The following is a 15,218-nucleotide window of genomic DNA, read 5'->3' on the forward strand; positions in this document are numbered from 1 at the left end:
GCGCACATGCCGACGCCCCGCTCAGCCGACCGGCCGGGCGGGGCGTTGGCGCGTCGTGGGTGCGCCGGGAACGGGCCGTGGATCAGGTCGCGTCCAGGTCGAACGGGGGGCGCTCACCGGCGGCGAGCGGCGCGCCGCCGGCGGCGGCCGACTCGACCGGCCCGGTCTTCTCCATGCTCACCGAGCCCGACCGGCCGTTGACGGACGGCGACGGCCGGTCGTCCAGGACGGACTTGATGTCGAGGCTGTCGCGGATCTCCTTGAAGCCCAGCGGGTCCTCGTTGCCGCCCATCAGCTGCTTGCGGACGAAGGTCTTGGGGTGCAGGTCCTCGAACTCGAAGTCCTTGAAGTCCGGGCCGAGCTCGCTGCGGATGTCCTCCTTCGCGCTGTCGGCGAAGGAACGGACCTTCCGGATGAAGCCCATCGTGTCCTGGATCAGCTTGGGGAGCTTGTCCGGGCCGAAGATCACGATGGCCATGATGACCAAGGTCAGGAGTTCAAGTGTGCCTATGTCTGTGAACACGCAAGCTCCCACACTCTCCGGTCGGCGTCCCTACAGGGTAATGGCCGTCGGCCGGTACCGGGGCCTCGAAGTGATGAAGCCGGGGTGAAGTCCCACCGATCGCCGCAGGTGGGGTCAGCGCGGCTGGCCGGGACCGTCCCCGTAGGGCCCGCCGTGGAAACCGCCGTTGTACGGCGCCCCGCCGTAGGGGCTGCCGGCGGCCGGGAGCCGGCCCGAGTCGCCGGGCGCGGCCGCGGTACGGGTCGCCGCCACCGGCAGCACCGGGAAGTCGACCGGGACCTGCCCGCTCATCGGCACCGGGACGCCGGCCGGGCCGCGCGCCGGGGTGACCGCCGTGCCGGGCCGGTCGTCGCCCGCCGGGGTGGGCAGGCCGCCCACTCCGCCCAGGGTGACCGCGGCCACCGAGAAGGCACCGGCCGCGGCGGCCGCGAAGACGAAGCGGCGGGCCCGCGGCTGCGCCGGGCGCCCGGAGGCCCCGGAGGGCTCGCCCGCGGACCGGGTGGAGGCCCCGGGCCCGGCGGCCGCCAGCGGTCCTTCCGGGCCCGCCTGCGGGCCGCGCCGGCCCATCAGCGGGCGCAGCACGGATCCCCGGCCGAAGGCCCTCGGGTCCACGCCGGGGAGCGGGGCGTCCGCGCCGAGCGCGCCGCCGCCGAACGAGGCACCCGCGCCGCGGCCGAACGAGCCGCCGGTGAGCCGGCTGCCGCCGAGCGTGCCGGTGACGGCCGCCAGGCCGCCGCCGGAGCCGCCGCGGCCGCCGTCCGGGTGATCGTCATGGTCGTCGCGGCCGTCCTGGTCCTGCCGGCCCCGCGACCCGTCGCCGTCCTGCTCCTCGCCGAGCGCGCCGACCGCGAGCAGCCGGGCCATCAGGGTCGAGGAGGGGGCGGGCGTGCCGGTGTGGGTCAGCAGGTGCTTGACGGCGCGGCCGGCGTCGGCCTCGGCCAGGCACTGCGGACAGGTGGCCAGGTGGGCCTGGACGCGGTCGCGCGAGTCGTGGCCGAGCTCGCCGTCCACGAAGGCGGAGAGCCGCTCACCGAGATGGTGCTCCTCCGCGGGGGGCTCGGCGCTGCTGCGGACCGCGACCGGGAGCAGCCCGCTCTCCGGCCCGACGGGCACCTGCGGCGCCGCCGCCGGCTCGGGATCGGCGCCACCGCGCCGCCCCAGCTGCGCCCAGCCGCCGCCACGGCGGGACGCCGCCCTGCCGGACGACTCGTGCGGACCGGACCGGCCGACAGCGCTCACGACCGCCCCCGTCCACGCCGGTCGGTGGCGCCCGCGTCACCGCCGACCGCACCGACCGCCACCGGCTCGTCGGAACCGCCGCGGCGCTCGCGCCCGGGGGCGGAGCCGGGGGCACGGTGCTTCAGCGCGGCGCGCAGGTGCGAGCGGCCGCGGTGGATGCGGCTGCGCACGGTGCCGAGCTTGACACCGAGGGTGGCCGCGATCTCCTCGTACGAGAGGCCCTCGATGTCGCACAGCACCACGGCGGCGCGGAACTCGGGGGCGAGGGTGTCGAGCGCCTGCTGGACGTCGGCGTCGAAGTGGGTGTCGCTGAAGTGCTGGGCCGGGCTCGGCTCACGGCTGGGCAGCCGCTCGGCGGCGTCGTCGCCGAGGGCGTCGAAGCGGATCCGCTGGCGTCGGCGCACCATGTCCAGGAAGAGGTTGGTGGTGATCCGGTGGAGCCACCCCTCGAAGGTGCCGGGGGTGTAGGTGGAGAGCGAGCGGAAGACCCGGACGAAGACCTCCTGGGTGAGGTCCTCGGCGTCGTGCTGGTTGCCCGTCAGACGGTAGGCGAGCCGGTAGACGCGGGCGCTGTGCGCCTCGACGATCTCCTCCCAGGAGGGAGGGGTCCAGGCCTGCGCGTCGGGGCCCTCGGCGAAGGTCGCCAGAGCAACGGGGGCCTCGGCGGTGGCCTCGGCCGGCTTGTCCAGGGGGGATTGCGCAGGCTGGTTCATCACGGGCTCCGGCGTACGGGCCGACGTGGTGCCGCGGTGGTGCCGCCGCACAGGGACGTCGCCCTCGGCCACACCTCCTCGGTCGGCTCTTCTGCCCAGCAGGGCCACCACCATATCCACCTCACCCGTCAGATCCGGATAAAAGTGCTCAACCCCTGGTCGAGCACCCCTGCTGTGCACTGTCGGCCGTTCGGTACGCACTCCCATCGCCCGTTCCCGACTTCACCAACGGCCCGCCGCCGGACGCGGTTCCCGGGCGGCCAGTAATCTGTGCCAGGAAATATCGACATCCGGTCGGCACAGGGCCGGCACCCGGCGCTCCGGAAGAGGCAGCCATCACCGAGTTCGGGGCAGCGCACGCGGCCCTCGCGGACACCTACGTGGGCGAGGACGCCGTCCTGACCTACGCCAGGGCCCAGTCCGCGCGGACGGGAATCCGCGCGATCGGGCCGAGCGGCGGGGCGTGCCTGCGACTGCTGGCCGCCGCGCTCGACGCCAAGGCGGTGGCCGAGATCGGCACCGGGACGGGCGTGTCCGGGGTCTACCTGCTCCGCGGCATGCGGCCGGACGGGGTGCTGACCACCGTCGACTCCGAGCCGGTCCGCCAGCAGTTCGCCCGGGAGGCGTACCTGGCGGCGGGCTTCGCGGCCAATCGGGCCCGGTTCATCCCCGGGCGCGCCCTGGACGTGCTGCCACGCCTCGCGGACGGCCAGTACGACCTGGTCTTCTGCGACGGCGACCCGGCCGAATCGCAGTCCTACCTTGCAGAATCGTTGCGCCTGCTGCGCCCCGGCGGCATGGTCTGCTTCGAGGGCGTCTTCCAGGAGGGCCGGCTCGCCGAGCCCTCCCACCGGGACGCCCAGACGCACGCCGTCCGCGAGCTGGTCCGGGACGTCCGGGAGAGCGAGGACCTGCTCCCCGCCCTGCTGCCGGTCAGCGACGGGCTGCTCTGCGCGGTCAAACGCTGACCCGGGCGGGGCCGGGTGCGCCAGGGGTGTCCCTCAGGGCCCCGGCGCCCCCGGTGGCCCCGGCGCCCGGGGAGCGGACGCCAGGGAGCCCGGGCCGACGGTGTGTCGGCCCGGGCTCCGTGCACATCTCAAGGAGATGAGGGGAACACCCGCTGCGGTCAGCCGCAAGCCTTCTTCAGGGCCTCGCCCAGGGCGTCGGCCTCGTCCGGCGTGAGTTCCACCACCAGGCGTCCGCCGCCTTCCAGCGGAACGCGCATGATGATGCCCCGCCCCTCTTTGGTGACCTCGAGCGGGCCGTCACCCGTCCGCGGCTTCATGGCCGCCATGCTCGTTCCCCTTCCTGCAACCGCGCAGCTACGTACCGGCTGTCCGTCCACCGCCGGTATCGAACGCATTGATCGGAAGCCATTATCCCGCATGCGGCGGCCTGATGACCAACATCACTCCCAGCACAACCGTGGCCGGACCCGCCGATACCGGGAGAATTCGTGCCAGAAGCCCCACCACGAGGTCGATACCGGCACCCGGGAAAGGTGCGATACCTCACACTCCCCAGGCGGCCGCCGGCTCCGGCATCCTGACACACACGACCCGCTCCACCCTCCACCCACCAAAAGCTGGGAGCCCACACCCTCATGTCCGACTCCGTGCTGTACGAGCTGGACGGTGGCCTCGCCGTCGTCACCATCAACCGACCGGACGCGATGAACGCGCTGGACACCCCCACCAAGGTGGCCCTGCGGGACACCGTCGCCGCCGTCGCCGAGGACCCGGCGGTGCGGGCCGTCCTGCTCACCGGCGCCGGCGACAAGGCCTTCTGCGTCGGCCAGGACCTCAAGGAGCACCTGGGCCTGCTCAAGCGGGCCGAGGAGACCGGCGAGGGCGCGCTGCGGACGGTGGCCGAGCACTACAACCCGCTGGTCCGCGCGCTCGCCGGGATGCGCAAGCCGACCGTCGCGGCGGTCGGCGGGGTCGCGGCCGGCGCGGGCGCGTCGCTCGCCTTCGCCTGCGACTTCCGGATCGTGGCCGAGTCGGCGGGATTCAACACCTCGTTCGCGGGCGTGGCGCTGACCAGCGACTCGGGCGCGTCGTGGACGCTCCCCCGGCTGGTGGGACACGCCCGGGCGACCGAACTGCTGATGCTGCCCCGGACGGTCAAGGCCCCCGAGGCGCTCCAGCTGGGCCTGGCCACCAAGGTCGTCCCGGCGGCCGAACTCCAGGCCACGGCCAGGGCGTTCGCCAAGCAGCTGGCCGAGGGGCCGACGGTCGCCTACGGCGCGATCAAGGAGTCGCTGGCCTACGGCGCCTCGCACACCCTCGACGAGCTCCTCGACAAGGAGGACGAGCTGCAGACCCTGGCCGGCGCGAGCGCGGACCACCGGATCGCGGTCGACGCGTTCATCGCCAAGCAGACCCCGGTCTACCTGGGCCGTTGACACCGGCGGCGGTCCGGGCCGGCCGTCGGGGCCGCCCGGGCCGCCGAGCTGCGGGTGACGGCCCGGGCGGTGGCGCGTGACGGCCCGGGCGGGCCGGAGAGCGGGCCGGCGGCCGGCCCCGCTACGCCTTGCCGGTCCGGACGTGACAGTCCGCCAGGTGGTCGTTCACCAGTCCGCAGGCCTGCATCAGCGCGTACGCCGTGGTCGGGCCGACGAAGCGGAAGCCCTCCTTCTTCAGCGCCTTGGCCAGCGCCGTCGACTCGGGCGTCACGGCCGGCACCTCGGCCAGGGTCCGCGGCGCCGGCCGGTCCGGATCGCCGGCGAAGCCCCAGATCAGCGCGTCCAGCCCGCCGTCCAGCGCGCGGGCCGCCTTGGCGTTGGCGATCGAGGCCTCGATCTTGGCCCGGTTCCGGATGATGCCGGTGTCCTGCAGCAGCAGCTCCACGTCGGCCGGGCCGAACTCCGCCACCTTCGCGATCTCGAAGCCCGCGAAGGCGGCCCGGAACCCCTCCCGGCGGCGCAGGATGGTGATCCAGGACAGTCCGGACTGGAAGGCCTCCAGGCAGACCCGCTCGAAGAGCGCGTCGTCGCCCCGGACCGGGCGGCCCCACTCCGTGTCGTGGTACTCCCGGTAGTCCTCCGCCGACTCGCCCCAGGCACAGCGCAGCAGGCCGTCCGGGCCCGCCAGCGTGCCGCTCAACGATCCGCCAGCGGCTCGTCGGACACCGGACCGCCGGCGGCCGGCTGCGAGGTCTTCTCCAGCGAGGCGGCCGGGGCCACCACCTTGGCGAACTCCTCCAGGCCCGGCAGCGGCTCGGCGCCGGGCTCGGCGTCCGGGCCAGCCTCGACCGCGCCCCGCAGCGCGGCGGCGGCCTCCAGCTCCGCGATCCGCGAATCCCGGTAGGCGAGCTCGGCACCGAGCCGGTCGAGCACGTCGTCCACCTCGTCCATCCGGTAGCCGCGCACCGCCATCGGCAGCCGGATCTCGTCCACGTCATGACGGCTCAACGGCCGGTCCTGCGGGAGCCGCGCGGCAAGCCGGTCCTGCACCGCCTCCGGCAGCGAACCGCCACCACCCAGCGCCACCAGCGCAGCGCCGCCGACCACCACGGCCATCGCCACCACGATCACCCAGAACACGAGCTGTCCTCCAGACGTCCGATCGGCCCCGCCAAGCGTGCCGACCCCTACAAAGTGCGAGCATGGTCCCCGAGTAGGCCGGGGGCCATCATCGCACCCGCAGCAGCTGTGGAGGAGACATCGGTGGCACTGCGCCTGGGACCGCGTGAATTCGGCGACGACGAGCTGGTGATCATGGCCATCGTCAACCGCACCCCGGACTCCTTCTTCGACCGGGGAGCCACCTTCGCGGACGAGGCCGCGTTCGCCGCCGCCGACCGCGCGGTGGCCGAGGGCGCGGCCATCCTCGACATCGGCGGGGTCAAGGCCGGCCCCGGCGACGAGGTCACCGTCGAGGAGGAACTGCGCCGCACCGTGCCGTTCGTGGCGGAGCTGCGCAAGCGCCACCCCGAGGCCGTGATCAGCGTGGACACCTGGCGGCACGAGGTCGGCGAGGCCGTCTGCGAGGTCGGCGCGGACCTGCTGAACGACGCCTGGGGCGGGGTCGACCCCGAACTCGCCGCGGTCGCCGCCCGCTTCGACGCCGGGCTGGTCTGCACCCACGCCGGCGGCGCCGAACCCCGCACCCGCCCGCACCGGGTGGGGTACGAGGACGTGATGGCCGACATCCTCGACGTCACCGTCGGCCTGGCCGAACGCGCCGCGGCCCTCGGCGTCCGCCGGGACGCGCTGATCATCGACCCCGGCCACGACTTCGGCAAGAACACCCGGCACTCGCTGGAGGCCACCCGCCGCCTGCCCGAGATGACCGCCACCGGCTTCCCCGTGCTGGTCTCGCTCTCCAACAAGGACTTCGTCGGCGAGACCCTGGACCGGCCGGTGGACGAACGCCTGCTCGGCACCCTCGCCACCACCGCCGTCTCCGCCTGGCTCGGCGCCCGGATCTACCGCGCCCACCAGGTCGCGGAGACCCGGCAGGTGCTGGACATGGTCGCCTCGATCCGGGGCAGCCGGCCGCCGGCGGTCGCCCGGCGCGGGCTGGCGTGACGTATCGGGCTCGGCTCGCCTCCCGCAGGTCAACGTCCTGCGGGTGACCCCTCCGCGGGGCCGCCCTCCCGCAGGTCGCGGCTGCGGGAGGGATGGTCCCGGCGGTCCTGAGGGGAGCCGGTCCCCGGGTCAGATCTCGTGGTCCGGGCGGCGGGTCTCGGCGAGGATCTTCATGACCTCGTCGATGTCGTCGGTGATGTGGAACAGCTCCAGGTCCTTCGGGGAGGCCTTGCCCTCGGCGACCAGGGTGTTCTTCAGCCACTCGAAGAGTCCGCCCCAGTAGGCGCTGCCGAAGAGGACCACCGGGAAGCGGGTGACCTTCTTCGTCTGCACCAGCGTCAGCGCCTCGAAGAGCTCGTCGAGGGTGCCGAGGCCGCCCGGCAGCACGACGAAGCCCTGGGCGTACTTCACGAACATCGTCTTGCGGACGAAGAAGTACCGGAAGTTCAGCCCGAGGTCGACGAACTCGTTCAGGCCCTGCTCGAAGGGCAGCTCGATGCCGAGGCCCACGCTCAGGCCGCCGGCCTCCGAGGCGCCGCGGTTGGCGGCCTCCATCGCCCCCGGACCGCCGCCGGTGATGACCGCGTAGCCGGCCTCGGCCAGGGCCCGGCCGATGGCCACGCCGGCCGCGTACTCGGGGGAGTCGACCGGCGTCCGGGCGGAGCCGAACACGCTGATCGCGGCGGGGAGTTCGGCCAGCGCGCCGAAGCCTTCGACGAACTCCGAGGTGATCCGCCAGACCCGCCAGGGGTCGGTGTGCAGCCAGTCGGTGGGGCCGGTGGTGTCCAGCAGCCGCTGGTCGGTGGTGCTGGTGCCGACCTGGTCCCGGCGGACCAGCACCGGGCCCTTCTGCTTCTCCGGCCAGGCCTTCTTCCGCCCCGGCGCGCCGACCTGCTCCGGGCCGTGCCCGTACTGCTTCTCGTCTCCTGTGCCTGTCATGACGAAACCCTACGCCTGTCACCCCCGGTTTCGGGGGAACGGCGGAGGGTCGGTACGGGGACGGCAGGTGGCTCCCGGGCGGCCGCCCGGGAGCGCGGCGGCCGCCGGCCGGGGCCGGGGAGCCGGCCGCCGGCCGGTCAGGCGCTCAGCCAGGCGGCGAGCCGCTCCTCCACCTCGGCGATGGCACGGAGCGAGCAGTGCTCCTCCCGCTTGTGGGCGAGGTTCGGGTCGCCGGGGCCGTAGTTGACGGCGGGGACGCCCAGTGCGCTGAAGCGGGCGACGTCGGTCCAGCCGAACTTGGCGCGGGCCGTGCCACCGGTGGCGGCCAGGAAGGCCCGGGCGGCGGGCTGGCCGAGGCCGGGCAGGGCGCCGGGGGCCGAGTCGGTCACGGTGACGTCGAAGCCGGCGAAGACCTCGCGCACGTGCGCCTCGGCGGCGGCCTCGTCGCGGTCCGGCGCGTAGCGGAAGTTGACCGTCACCACGCACTCGTCGGGGATGACGTTGCCGGCCACCCCGCCGTCGATCCGCACCGCGTTCAGGCCCTCGTGGTACTCCAGGCCGTCGATCTCCACCAGGCGCGCCTCGTACGCCGCGAGCCGGCCGAGCACCTCGGCGGCGTGGTGGATCGCGTTGTCGCCGAGCCAGCTGCGGGCGGCGTGGGCGCGGACGCCGGTGAGCCTGACCTGGACCCGCAGGGTGCCCTGGCAGCCGCCCTCGACCACGGCGCCGCTCGGCTCCAGCAGGACGGCGAAGTCCGCCGCCAGCCAGTCGGGGCGCTGTGCCGCGAGGTGTCCGAGGCCGTTGCGGGAGGCCTCGATCTCCTCGCAGTCGTAGAACACGAAGGTGAGGTCGCGGTTGGGCTCGGGCAGGGTGGCGGCGAGCCGCAGCTGGACGGCGACCCCGGACTTCATGTCGGACGTGCCGCAGCCGTAGAGCAGGTCGCCCTCCACGTGGCTGGGCAGGTTGTCGGCGATCGGCACGGTGTCCAGGTGCCCGGCGAGCAGCACCCGCTCGTCCCGGCCCAGGTTCGTCCGGGCGACGACGTTGTTGCCGTACCGGTCGACGGTGAGGTGCGGGTACTCCCGCAGCGCGGCCTCGACGGCGTCGGCGAGCGCCTGCTCGTCACCGCTGACGGACGGGAAGTCGACCAGCCGCGCGGTCAGCGCGCCGCCGTCGAGGGTGAGGTCCAGGGGCGTGTTCGGGCTGCTCATGGTCGACAAGCGTATCGGCGGCCCCCACCTGGGAGGCTCCCGCCCCGCCCGGGCCGGCCCGCGGGCGCAACCGCGGGCTACGCACACCCGTCCGAGTGGGTACGGTGTCGGGACGACCGACGGGCGAGAGGGGTGGCGGTGGCCAGGGACACGGATGACGGGCAGAGCGGTGGCAGGTCTGCCCGCCGTCGAGGCGCATCGCTGCTGAAGGTGCTGATCGCCCTGGTGGTGCTCGGCGCGATCGCGGCCGGGGCGCTGTACTGGCTGAACCACGGGAAGATCGTCGCCGAGGGCTGTTCGGTGAAGACCCCGGCCGGCGAGGGGACGCTGGAGATCCCGCAGGCCGCCAACGCCGCGACGATCACCGCGGTGGCGCACGCACGCGGACTGCCCGACCGCGCGGTGACCATCGCGCTGGCGACCGCGATGCAGGAGTCGAAGATCCACAACCTGTCGGGCGGCGACCGCGACTCGGTCGGCCTGTTCCAGCAGCGGCCCTCCCAGGGCTGGGGGACGGCCGACCAGATCAGCGACCCGGTGTACGCCACCAACAAGTTCCTGGACGGCCTGGTGAAGGTGCCGGGCTACACCCGCCTGCCGCTGACCGACGCGGCCCAGCAGGTCCAGAAGAGCGGGTACCCGCAGGCGTACGCCAAGCACGAGACCAAGGCGACGCTGCTGGCCTCGGCGCTGACCGGCCGGGAGGCCGCCTCGGTGAACTGCGTGGTCCACGCGTTCGCGGAGCCGGAGGCGCCCGCCCCGACCGTGGCCGCCGCCGGGGACGCCGCCTCCCCGGCCGCGCCCGCCGCCCCCGACCGGACCCAGCAGCTGACCGACCGGGTGCGCCGCGAGTTCGGCCGGACGGTGACCGCGGCCGGCGGCTACTCCTCCAGCATCAAGGGCGCCGAGAACGCGGTCGCGCTGACGCCCGAACCCTCCGCGAGCACCGAGTCCGGCCCGGACGCGGCCCGGCAGAACGGCTGGGCGGTGGCCCACTGGGCGGTGACGCACGCCCAGCAGCTGGGCATCCGGACGGTCGCCTACGACGGGAAGATCTGGCGGATGGCCAAGTCCGCGGACGGCTGGAAGCCGCAGGCCTCCGGCACCTCGACCAGCCTGGTGCTGGTCTCGCTGGCCGCCAACACCGCGAAGAGCTGATTCCGTCCGGACCGGCCCGGACGGGGCGCGCGGCGGGTTGACGCACGGGCGATCGAGCCCCCGCCGTCCGGGTGATTCCGGTCAACCCCGCAGGTGGGCCGCCACTCCTGCGGGCCGGCCCGCCCGGGAGCGGGCCGACGCCCCGACGGCGGGCGCCGGCCCCGGCGCGGCAAGGGAAGTGACGATTCTGCACCCGACGCCGGCGCAGGCGGAATGCCCCGAATGCCGGAATAGCGATGATGTGATCTTTAGCGACTCTTTGCATTGCGGCCCCGAAACCTTCTCGCTCCTCAAGCGGTAATCAGCACGTCCGCCCGGCGGACGGGATTCACCCACACCTCTTAGGAGCACCATGTCTCTCCCCCTCAAGCGCCGGATCGCCCAGGCCGCGCTGCTCGTCGCGGCCGGCGCCACGCCTCTGGTCGCTGCAGGGTCCGCATCCGCCGCCGCCGACCTGGTTCCGAGGACCGACCTGGGCGCGCCCCTGACGCAGCTGGCCTCGCCGGACGCGGGCTCCACCCTCCAGCACACCACCCACGAGCTCGGCAACGCCGCCGGCGCCACCGGTGCCGCCACCGTCGCCGCGGGCGTGCCGGCCACCGCCGACGCGACCGGCAACATCGTCGCCGACACCCTGCCGGAGGCGAACGAGAAGACCGGTTCGCTGACCGCCCCGGTCGACAAGACCGCCGCCACCACCGGCGCCCTGTCCGGGGTGGCGAGCCAGGTCGCCCCCGCGCTGGCCGGCAAGCTCGGCCACGCCGCCACCGGCCGCAGCGCCGAGGCCCCGGTCGGCGGCCTCGGGCAGACCACCGCGGTGACCCAGAGCCTGCCCGCCGCCGGCGGCCTCGCCAACAGCGTCCCCGGTGCGGACACCCTGACCGGCGCGCTGCCCACCAGCTCCCTGCCCACCAGCGGCCTCACCAAGGCCCTGCCCGGCGCGGACCTGCTCGGCCTCGGCGAGCACGGCGCGGCCAACCGCCTCGGCGGCGTGCCGGACCTCGGCAACAGCTCGCCGCTCGGCAGCCTGACCGGCGCGCTCGGTCCGGTCAGCGGCCTGCTCGGCGGCATCGGCGGCGGCGGCCTCGGCTGACCTGTCCGGCCGGAACACCGGGGCGCGGGGCGCCCCGCAGCACGGCGCGGGGGCCGGGAGCGATCGCTCCCGGCCCCCGCGCCGTGTGCCGTCCGTTCCGCGGTTCAGCCGCGCAGCCGCTCCACGGCCGCCGCCACCCGCTCGTCGGTCGCCGTGAACGCGACCCGGACGAACCGCGCACCGGCCGGCCCGTAGAAGTCCCCGGGCGCCACCAGGATGCCCAGGGCGGCGAGTTCCGCCACGGTCTCCCAGCAGGGCCGGTCCTGGGTCGCCCACAGGTACAGGCTGGCCTCGGAGTGCTCGATCCGGAACCCGTACGCCTCCAGCGCCCCGCGCAGGGCCGCCCGGCGGGCCGCGTAGCGCCCGCGCTGCTCGGCCACGTGCGCGTCGTCGGCCAGCGCGGCCGCGGTGGCCGCCTGCACCGGCGCCGGCACGATCATGCCGCCGTGCTTGCGGATCTCCAGCAGCTCGCGCACCACCACCGGGTCGCCCGCCACGAAGGAGGCGCGGTAGCCCGCGAGGTTGGAGCGCTTGGACAGCGAGTGCACGGCGAGCAGGCCCTCGTGCCCGTCGCCGCAGACCTCCGGGTGCAGGACGGAGACCGGCTCCGCCTCCCAGCCCAGCTCCAGGTAGCACTCGTCGCTGACCAGCAGCACCCCGTGCTCCCGGGCCCAGGCCACGGCGGTGCGCAGCTCGTCCGCGCCGAGCACCCGGCCGGTCGGGTTGGAGGGCGAGTTCAGCCAGAGCAGCCGGACCCGGGCCGGGTCCAGCTCGTCCACCGAGTCGTACTCGACCGGCTCCGCGCCGCAGAGCCGGGCACCGACCTCGTAGGTGGGGTAGGCCAGCCGCGGGTAGGCGACCTGGTCGCCCGGGCCGAGGCCGAGCTGGGTCGGCAGCCAGGCCACCAGCTCCTTGGAGCCGACGGTCGGCAGCACGGCCTGCGGGCCGATCTCGGCGCCGACCCGGCGGTGCAGCCAGCCGGCGATCGTCTCGCGCAGCTCCAGCGGGCCCCAGACGGTCGGGTAGCCGGGCGTGTCGGAGGAGGCGGCCAGCGCCTTCTGGATCACCTCGGGGACCGGGTCCACCGGGGTGCCCACCGAGAAGTCGCAGATCCCGCCGGGGTGGGCGAGCGCGGTCCTCTTGTACGGCTCCAGCCGGTCCCAGGGGAATTCCGGCAGGAGGTCCGACAGCTTGTTCTTCATGAACGGGCGGCGCGCCGCCCCGGAGTGACCCGGGAGCGGCGCGCTCGTGTCGTTACTGCTCACAGCTCAGCTGCCACCGATCAGTGGTCGGCGTTCTGCGGCGGCAGAGCGGCGATGAACGGGTGGTCGCGCTCGATCAGGCCGAGCTTCGAAGCACCACCGGGCGAACCGAGGTCGTCGAAGAACTCGACGTTCGCCTTGTAGTAGTCCTTCCACTCCTCGGGAGTGTCGTCCTCGTAGAAAATCGCCTCGACCGGGCACACCGGCTCGCAGGCGCCGCAGTCGACACACTCATCCGGGTGGATGTAGAGGGACCGCTCGCCCTCGTAGATGCAGTCAACCGGGCACTCTTCGATGCACGCCTTGTCCTTGACGTCGACACAAGGCTGCGCGATGACGTAGGTCACGCTGTCGTTCCTCCTCGGAAGGGCTGGCCGCCCCAAACTGTATTGCTCGCGTGCGCGGGTGAGCGCGTGTCGTCGATGCCCGCCCCTAGTATCGCGGGTCAGGGACCGCAAATGCACAGGAGGTGCCCAGATGGCGGGTGGAGGCACGGCGGCAGGCCGGCCCGAGGTCCGGATAGACCGCTCTGACGTGGGACGACGCGTCTCGGCGCGGCGGCTCGCGGAGGTCGTGGACGACCGGCCGGTGTTCCGCGATGTGATCGGTGTGCTCACATCCTGGGACGATGACGGGCTCACGGTGGCCCCGCGCGGCGGCGCGCCGGTCACCTTCCCGGAGAACGTCCTGGTCGCGGGCAAGACCGTCCCGCTGTTCCCGGCCCGCCGCGCCCCGCTGCCCGCCACCGGCCCGGTCGAGCTGCAGCGGATCGCCGCCCGCGGCTGGCCCGCCGTCGAGCAGCGGCGGCTCGGCGACTGGACGCTGCGCGCCTCCGCCGGCTTCACCCGCCGGGCCAACTCCGTCCAGGCGCTCGGCGACCCCGGGCTGCCGCTGCCGCAGGCCCTGGAGACCGTCCGGGGGTGGTACGCGGAGCGCGGGCTGCCCGCCTGGTTCGAGGTGACCACGCCCGGCTCCCCGGACGACCTGACCGCCGAGCTGGACCGGCTCGGCGCCGCCTACTCCCCCACCCTGGTGCGCACCGCGCCGCTCGCCGCGCTGGCCCGCGCCGGCCAGGGACGCCCGGGCGCCCCCGCCGCCGAGGCCTGGCGCAGGGTGCGGCTCTCGCGCACCGCCGGCCCGGACTGGATGTCGCTGTACCGCCGGGTGACCGGCGACCCGGCGGTCGAGGCGGCAGCCCGGCAGGTCCTCCACGGCGGGCCGTCCGTCTGGTTCGCCGACGTCCCCGGCCCCGGCGGCGCCCCGCTCGCCATCGGCCGCTGCGTGATCGACGGCGACTGGGCGTGCTTCGGCGCCGTCGAGGTCGCCCCGCAGGCCCGGCGGGCCGGGCTGGCCACCGCGCTGATGGCGGTGCTGGCCGCCCGCGCCGCGGAGGAGGGCGCCACCGGCGGGTACCTCCAGGTCGAGGCCGAGAACAGTGGTGCGATCACGCTCTATGACGGACTCGGCTTCACGACCAGTCACACTTACCACTACGCCCGCCTTCCCCAGCGGTAACCGTCAGCAGCCTTCACCACGAAAGCCGTCGCAGCCACCGTGACCGAGCAGAGCAGAGCACGCTTCCGAAGCACGGCCCGGGCCGAGCACCCCGACCCGGTGCTGCTCTGCCTGCTCGCCGCCGCCGAACACACCCTGGGCCCGCACCCGTTCGACCGGGACGCCGAGGAGCCGCCCACCCTGGACGCTCTGCTGGCGGCCTGCCAGGCCGCGATCGAGCGGCACGCCGCCGCGGTGCGCCAGGCGGTCGCCGAACGCGCGCCGGGCACCCCGGAGGAGACGGCGGCGCTGCTCGCGGCCGTGCTCGGCGGGCGGGAGCGGTTCCACGGCCGGCAGTCCGACTACCGCCGGCTGGAGTCCTCGCTGCTGCCCGAGGTGCTGCGGCGCCGGCGCGGACTGCCGATCATGCTGGCGCTGGTGTGGAGCGCGGTCGCCGCCCGGGCCGGGCTGACCGTCCACGGCGTCGCGCTGCCCGGCCACTTCATCGTCGCCGTCGGCGGCCCGGTGGGCGGCGAGGACTACGTGCTGGCCGACCCGTTCCACGGCGGCCGGCTGCTCGACCTGGACGACGCGGCCCGGCTGGCGCACCGCGCCGGACACGCCTTCTCCCCCGAACTCCTGACCCCCGCACAGCCGCTGGACATCGTGCTGCGGGTGCTCGGCAACATCCGCAACTGGGCCGCGGACCGGCCCGAGCACGCCCGCACCCAGCTGTGGGCCACCGAACTCTCGCTGCTGCTCCCCCGCCATCCGGCCCAGTTGCGACTGGAGCGCGCCGAACTGCTCGTCCGGACCGGCGACTTCCTGGCCGGGGCGGCCGAGATGGACTCCTACGCGCAGATCCTGGACGCCTTCGACCCGGACACCGCGGCCCGGGTCCGCCAGGACGCCCGGGCGGCGCGGCACAGGTTGAATTAGGCTCGGCTCGCCTCCGGGGCGCTTTGATCCGGTGCCGACGGTCGGTCGCTCCCGCGCTCCTTCGTCGCTTCCTCGCTCCCTTCTTTTCGACACCGGCGCGCCCCTTCGGCTCGCTC

Annotated in this window: 17 protein-coding genes; 7 read left to right on the top strand and 10 right to left on the bottom strand. The window is 74.5% G+C overall.

Annotated features, from left to right (window positions below; genetic code table 11):
• Positions 1 to 82: 82 nt before the first annotated feature.
• The 3 genes from IE329_RS05060 to sigE form a co-directional block, all read right to left on the bottom strand.
• Positions 83 to 523: a sec-independent translocase gene (locus IE329_RS05060; RefSeq protein WP_190209551.1), complete on the bottom strand. Its 441-nt coding sequence runs from the start codon at positions 521 to 523 to the stop codon at positions 83 to 85.
• Positions 524 to 637: 114 nt separating this feature from the next.
• Entirely contained in the window at positions 638 to 1,762 is a 1,125-nt protein-coding gene (locus IE329_RS05065; RefSeq protein WP_190209552.1) for a zf-HC2 domain-containing protein, read from the bottom strand.
• A complete protein-coding gene (gene sigE, locus IE329_RS05070; protein WP_373311076.1) occupies positions 1,759 to 2,475 on the bottom strand; it encodes an RNA polymerase sigma factor SigE in 717 nt (238 codons plus the stop codon). The genes IE329_RS05065 and sigE overlap by 4 nt, the downstream gene beginning before the upstream one ends.
• A gap of 266 nt (positions 2,476 to 2,741) precedes the next feature.
• On the opposite strand from sigE, the gene IE329_RS05075 reads away from it, so the two are divergent.
• Positions 2,742 to 3,443 carry an O-methyltransferase gene (locus tag IE329_RS05075; RefSeq protein WP_373311078.1) on the top strand — a complete coding sequence of 234 codons (702 nt, stop codon included), beginning with the start codon at positions 2,742 to 2,744 and terminating at the stop codon, positions 3,441 to 3,443.
• A gap of 158 nt (positions 3,444 to 3,601) precedes the next feature.
• On the opposite strand, the gene IE329_RS05080 is transcribed toward IE329_RS05075, so the two are convergent.
• A complete protein-coding gene (locus tag IE329_RS05080) occupies positions 3,602 to 3,769 on the bottom strand; it encodes a DUF3117 domain-containing protein (protein WP_014137929.1) in 168 nt (55 codons plus the stop codon).
• A 309-nt stretch (positions 3,770 to 4,078) separates the two neighbouring features.
• Between IE329_RS05080 and IE329_RS05085 the strand changes: the two genes are divergently transcribed.
• Positions 4,079 to 4,879 (top strand): enoyl-CoA hydratase-related protein, encoded by an 801-nt coding sequence (locus tag IE329_RS05085; RefSeq protein WP_190209554.1) that lies wholly within the window; start codon positions 4,079 to 4,081, stop codon positions 4,877 to 4,879.
• A gap of 121 nt (positions 4,880 to 5,000) precedes the next feature.
• Here the strand turns inward: IE329_RS05085 and IE329_RS05090 are convergent, their stop codons facing one another.
• The gene (locus IE329_RS05090; protein ID WP_190209555.1) at positions 5,001 to 5,579 is read right to left on the bottom strand and encodes a DNA-3-methyladenine glycosylase I; all 579 of its coding nucleotides are present in this window, start codon (positions 5,577 to 5,579) and stop codon (positions 5,001 to 5,003) included.
• Positions 5,576 to 6,019, bottom strand: coding sequence for a DivIVA domain-containing protein (locus tag IE329_RS05095; protein ID WP_190209556.1), 444 nt, complete (start codon positions 6,017 to 6,019; stop codon positions 5,576 to 5,578). The genes IE329_RS05090 and IE329_RS05095 overlap by 4 nt, the downstream gene beginning before the upstream one ends.
• Before the next feature lie 174 nt (positions 6,020 to 6,193).
• Between IE329_RS05095 and folP the strand changes: the two genes are divergently transcribed.
• Positions 6,194 to 7,006: a dihydropteroate synthase gene (gene folP, locus IE329_RS05100; RefSeq protein WP_073926382.1), complete on the top strand. Its 813-nt coding sequence runs from the start codon at positions 6,194 to 6,196 to the stop codon at positions 7,004 to 7,006.
• Positions 7,007 to 7,135: 129 nt separating this feature from the next.
• Here the strand turns inward: folP and IE329_RS05105 are convergent, their stop codons facing one another.
• Together IE329_RS05105 and dapE are read right to left on the bottom strand one after the other, a co-directional pair.
• Positions 7,136 to 7,945, bottom strand: a complete 810-nt coding sequence (locus IE329_RS05105) for an LOG family protein (RefSeq protein ID WP_229927174.1) — start codon at positions 7,943 to 7,945, stop codon at positions 7,136 to 7,138.
• Between the two features lie 137 nt (positions 7,946 to 8,082).
• Entirely contained in the window at positions 8,083 to 9,156 is a 1,074-nt protein-coding gene (gene dapE / locus IE329_RS05110) for a succinyl-diaminopimelate desuccinylase (RefSeq protein ID WP_190209557.1), read from the bottom strand.
• Between the two features lie 138 nt (positions 9,157 to 9,294).
• Here dapE and IE329_RS05115 point away from each other — a divergent pair, with 138 nt between their 5' ends.
• Both IE329_RS05115 and IE329_RS05120 read left to right on the top strand, forming a co-directional pair.
• Positions 9,295 to 10,314 carry a hypothetical protein gene (locus IE329_RS05115; protein ID WP_190209558.1) on the top strand — a complete coding sequence of 340 codons (1,020 nt, stop codon included), beginning with the start codon at positions 9,295 to 9,297 and terminating at the stop codon, positions 10,312 to 10,314.
• A 352-nt stretch (positions 10,315 to 10,666) separates the two neighbouring features.
• A complete protein-coding gene (locus IE329_RS05120; protein ID WP_190209559.1) occupies positions 10,667 to 11,407 on the top strand; it encodes a hypothetical protein in 741 nt (246 codons plus the stop codon).
• 104 nt (positions 11,408 to 11,511) lie between these two features.
• On the opposite strand, the gene dapC is transcribed toward IE329_RS05120, so the two are convergent.
• Positions 11,512 to 12,609 (bottom strand): succinyldiaminopimelate transaminase, encoded by a 1,098-nt coding sequence (dapC, locus tag IE329_RS05125; RefSeq protein WP_190209560.1) that lies wholly within the window; start codon positions 12,607 to 12,609, stop codon positions 11,512 to 11,514.
• A gap of 80 nt (positions 12,610 to 12,689) precedes the next feature.
• Complete coding sequence (fdxA, locus tag IE329_RS05130) at positions 12,690 to 13,016, bottom strand: ferredoxin (protein ID WP_030061559.1); 327 nt, start codon at positions 13,014 to 13,016, stop codon at positions 12,690 to 12,692.
• A gap of 130 nt (positions 13,017 to 13,146) precedes the next feature.
• Between fdxA and IE329_RS05135 the strand changes: the two genes are divergently transcribed.
• Together IE329_RS05135 and IE329_RS05140 are read left to right on the top strand one after the other, a co-directional pair.
• Complete coding sequence (locus tag IE329_RS05135; protein ID WP_190209561.1) at positions 13,147 to 14,184, top strand: GNAT family N-acetyltransferase; 1,038 nt, start codon at positions 13,147 to 13,149, stop codon at positions 14,182 to 14,184.
• A 39-nt stretch (positions 14,185 to 14,223) separates the two neighbouring features.
• Positions 14,224 to 15,102 (top strand): transglutaminase family protein, encoded by an 879-nt coding sequence (locus IE329_RS05140; RefSeq protein ID WP_190209562.1) that lies wholly within the window; start codon positions 14,224 to 14,226, stop codon positions 15,100 to 15,102.
• Positions 15,103 to 15,218: the final 116 nt, after the last annotated feature.

The sequence above is a fragment of the Kitasatospora indigofera genome, assembly GCF_014655955.1.
GTDB lineage: Bacteria > Actinomycetota > Actinomycetes > Streptomycetales > Streptomycetaceae > Kitasatospora > Kitasatospora indigofera.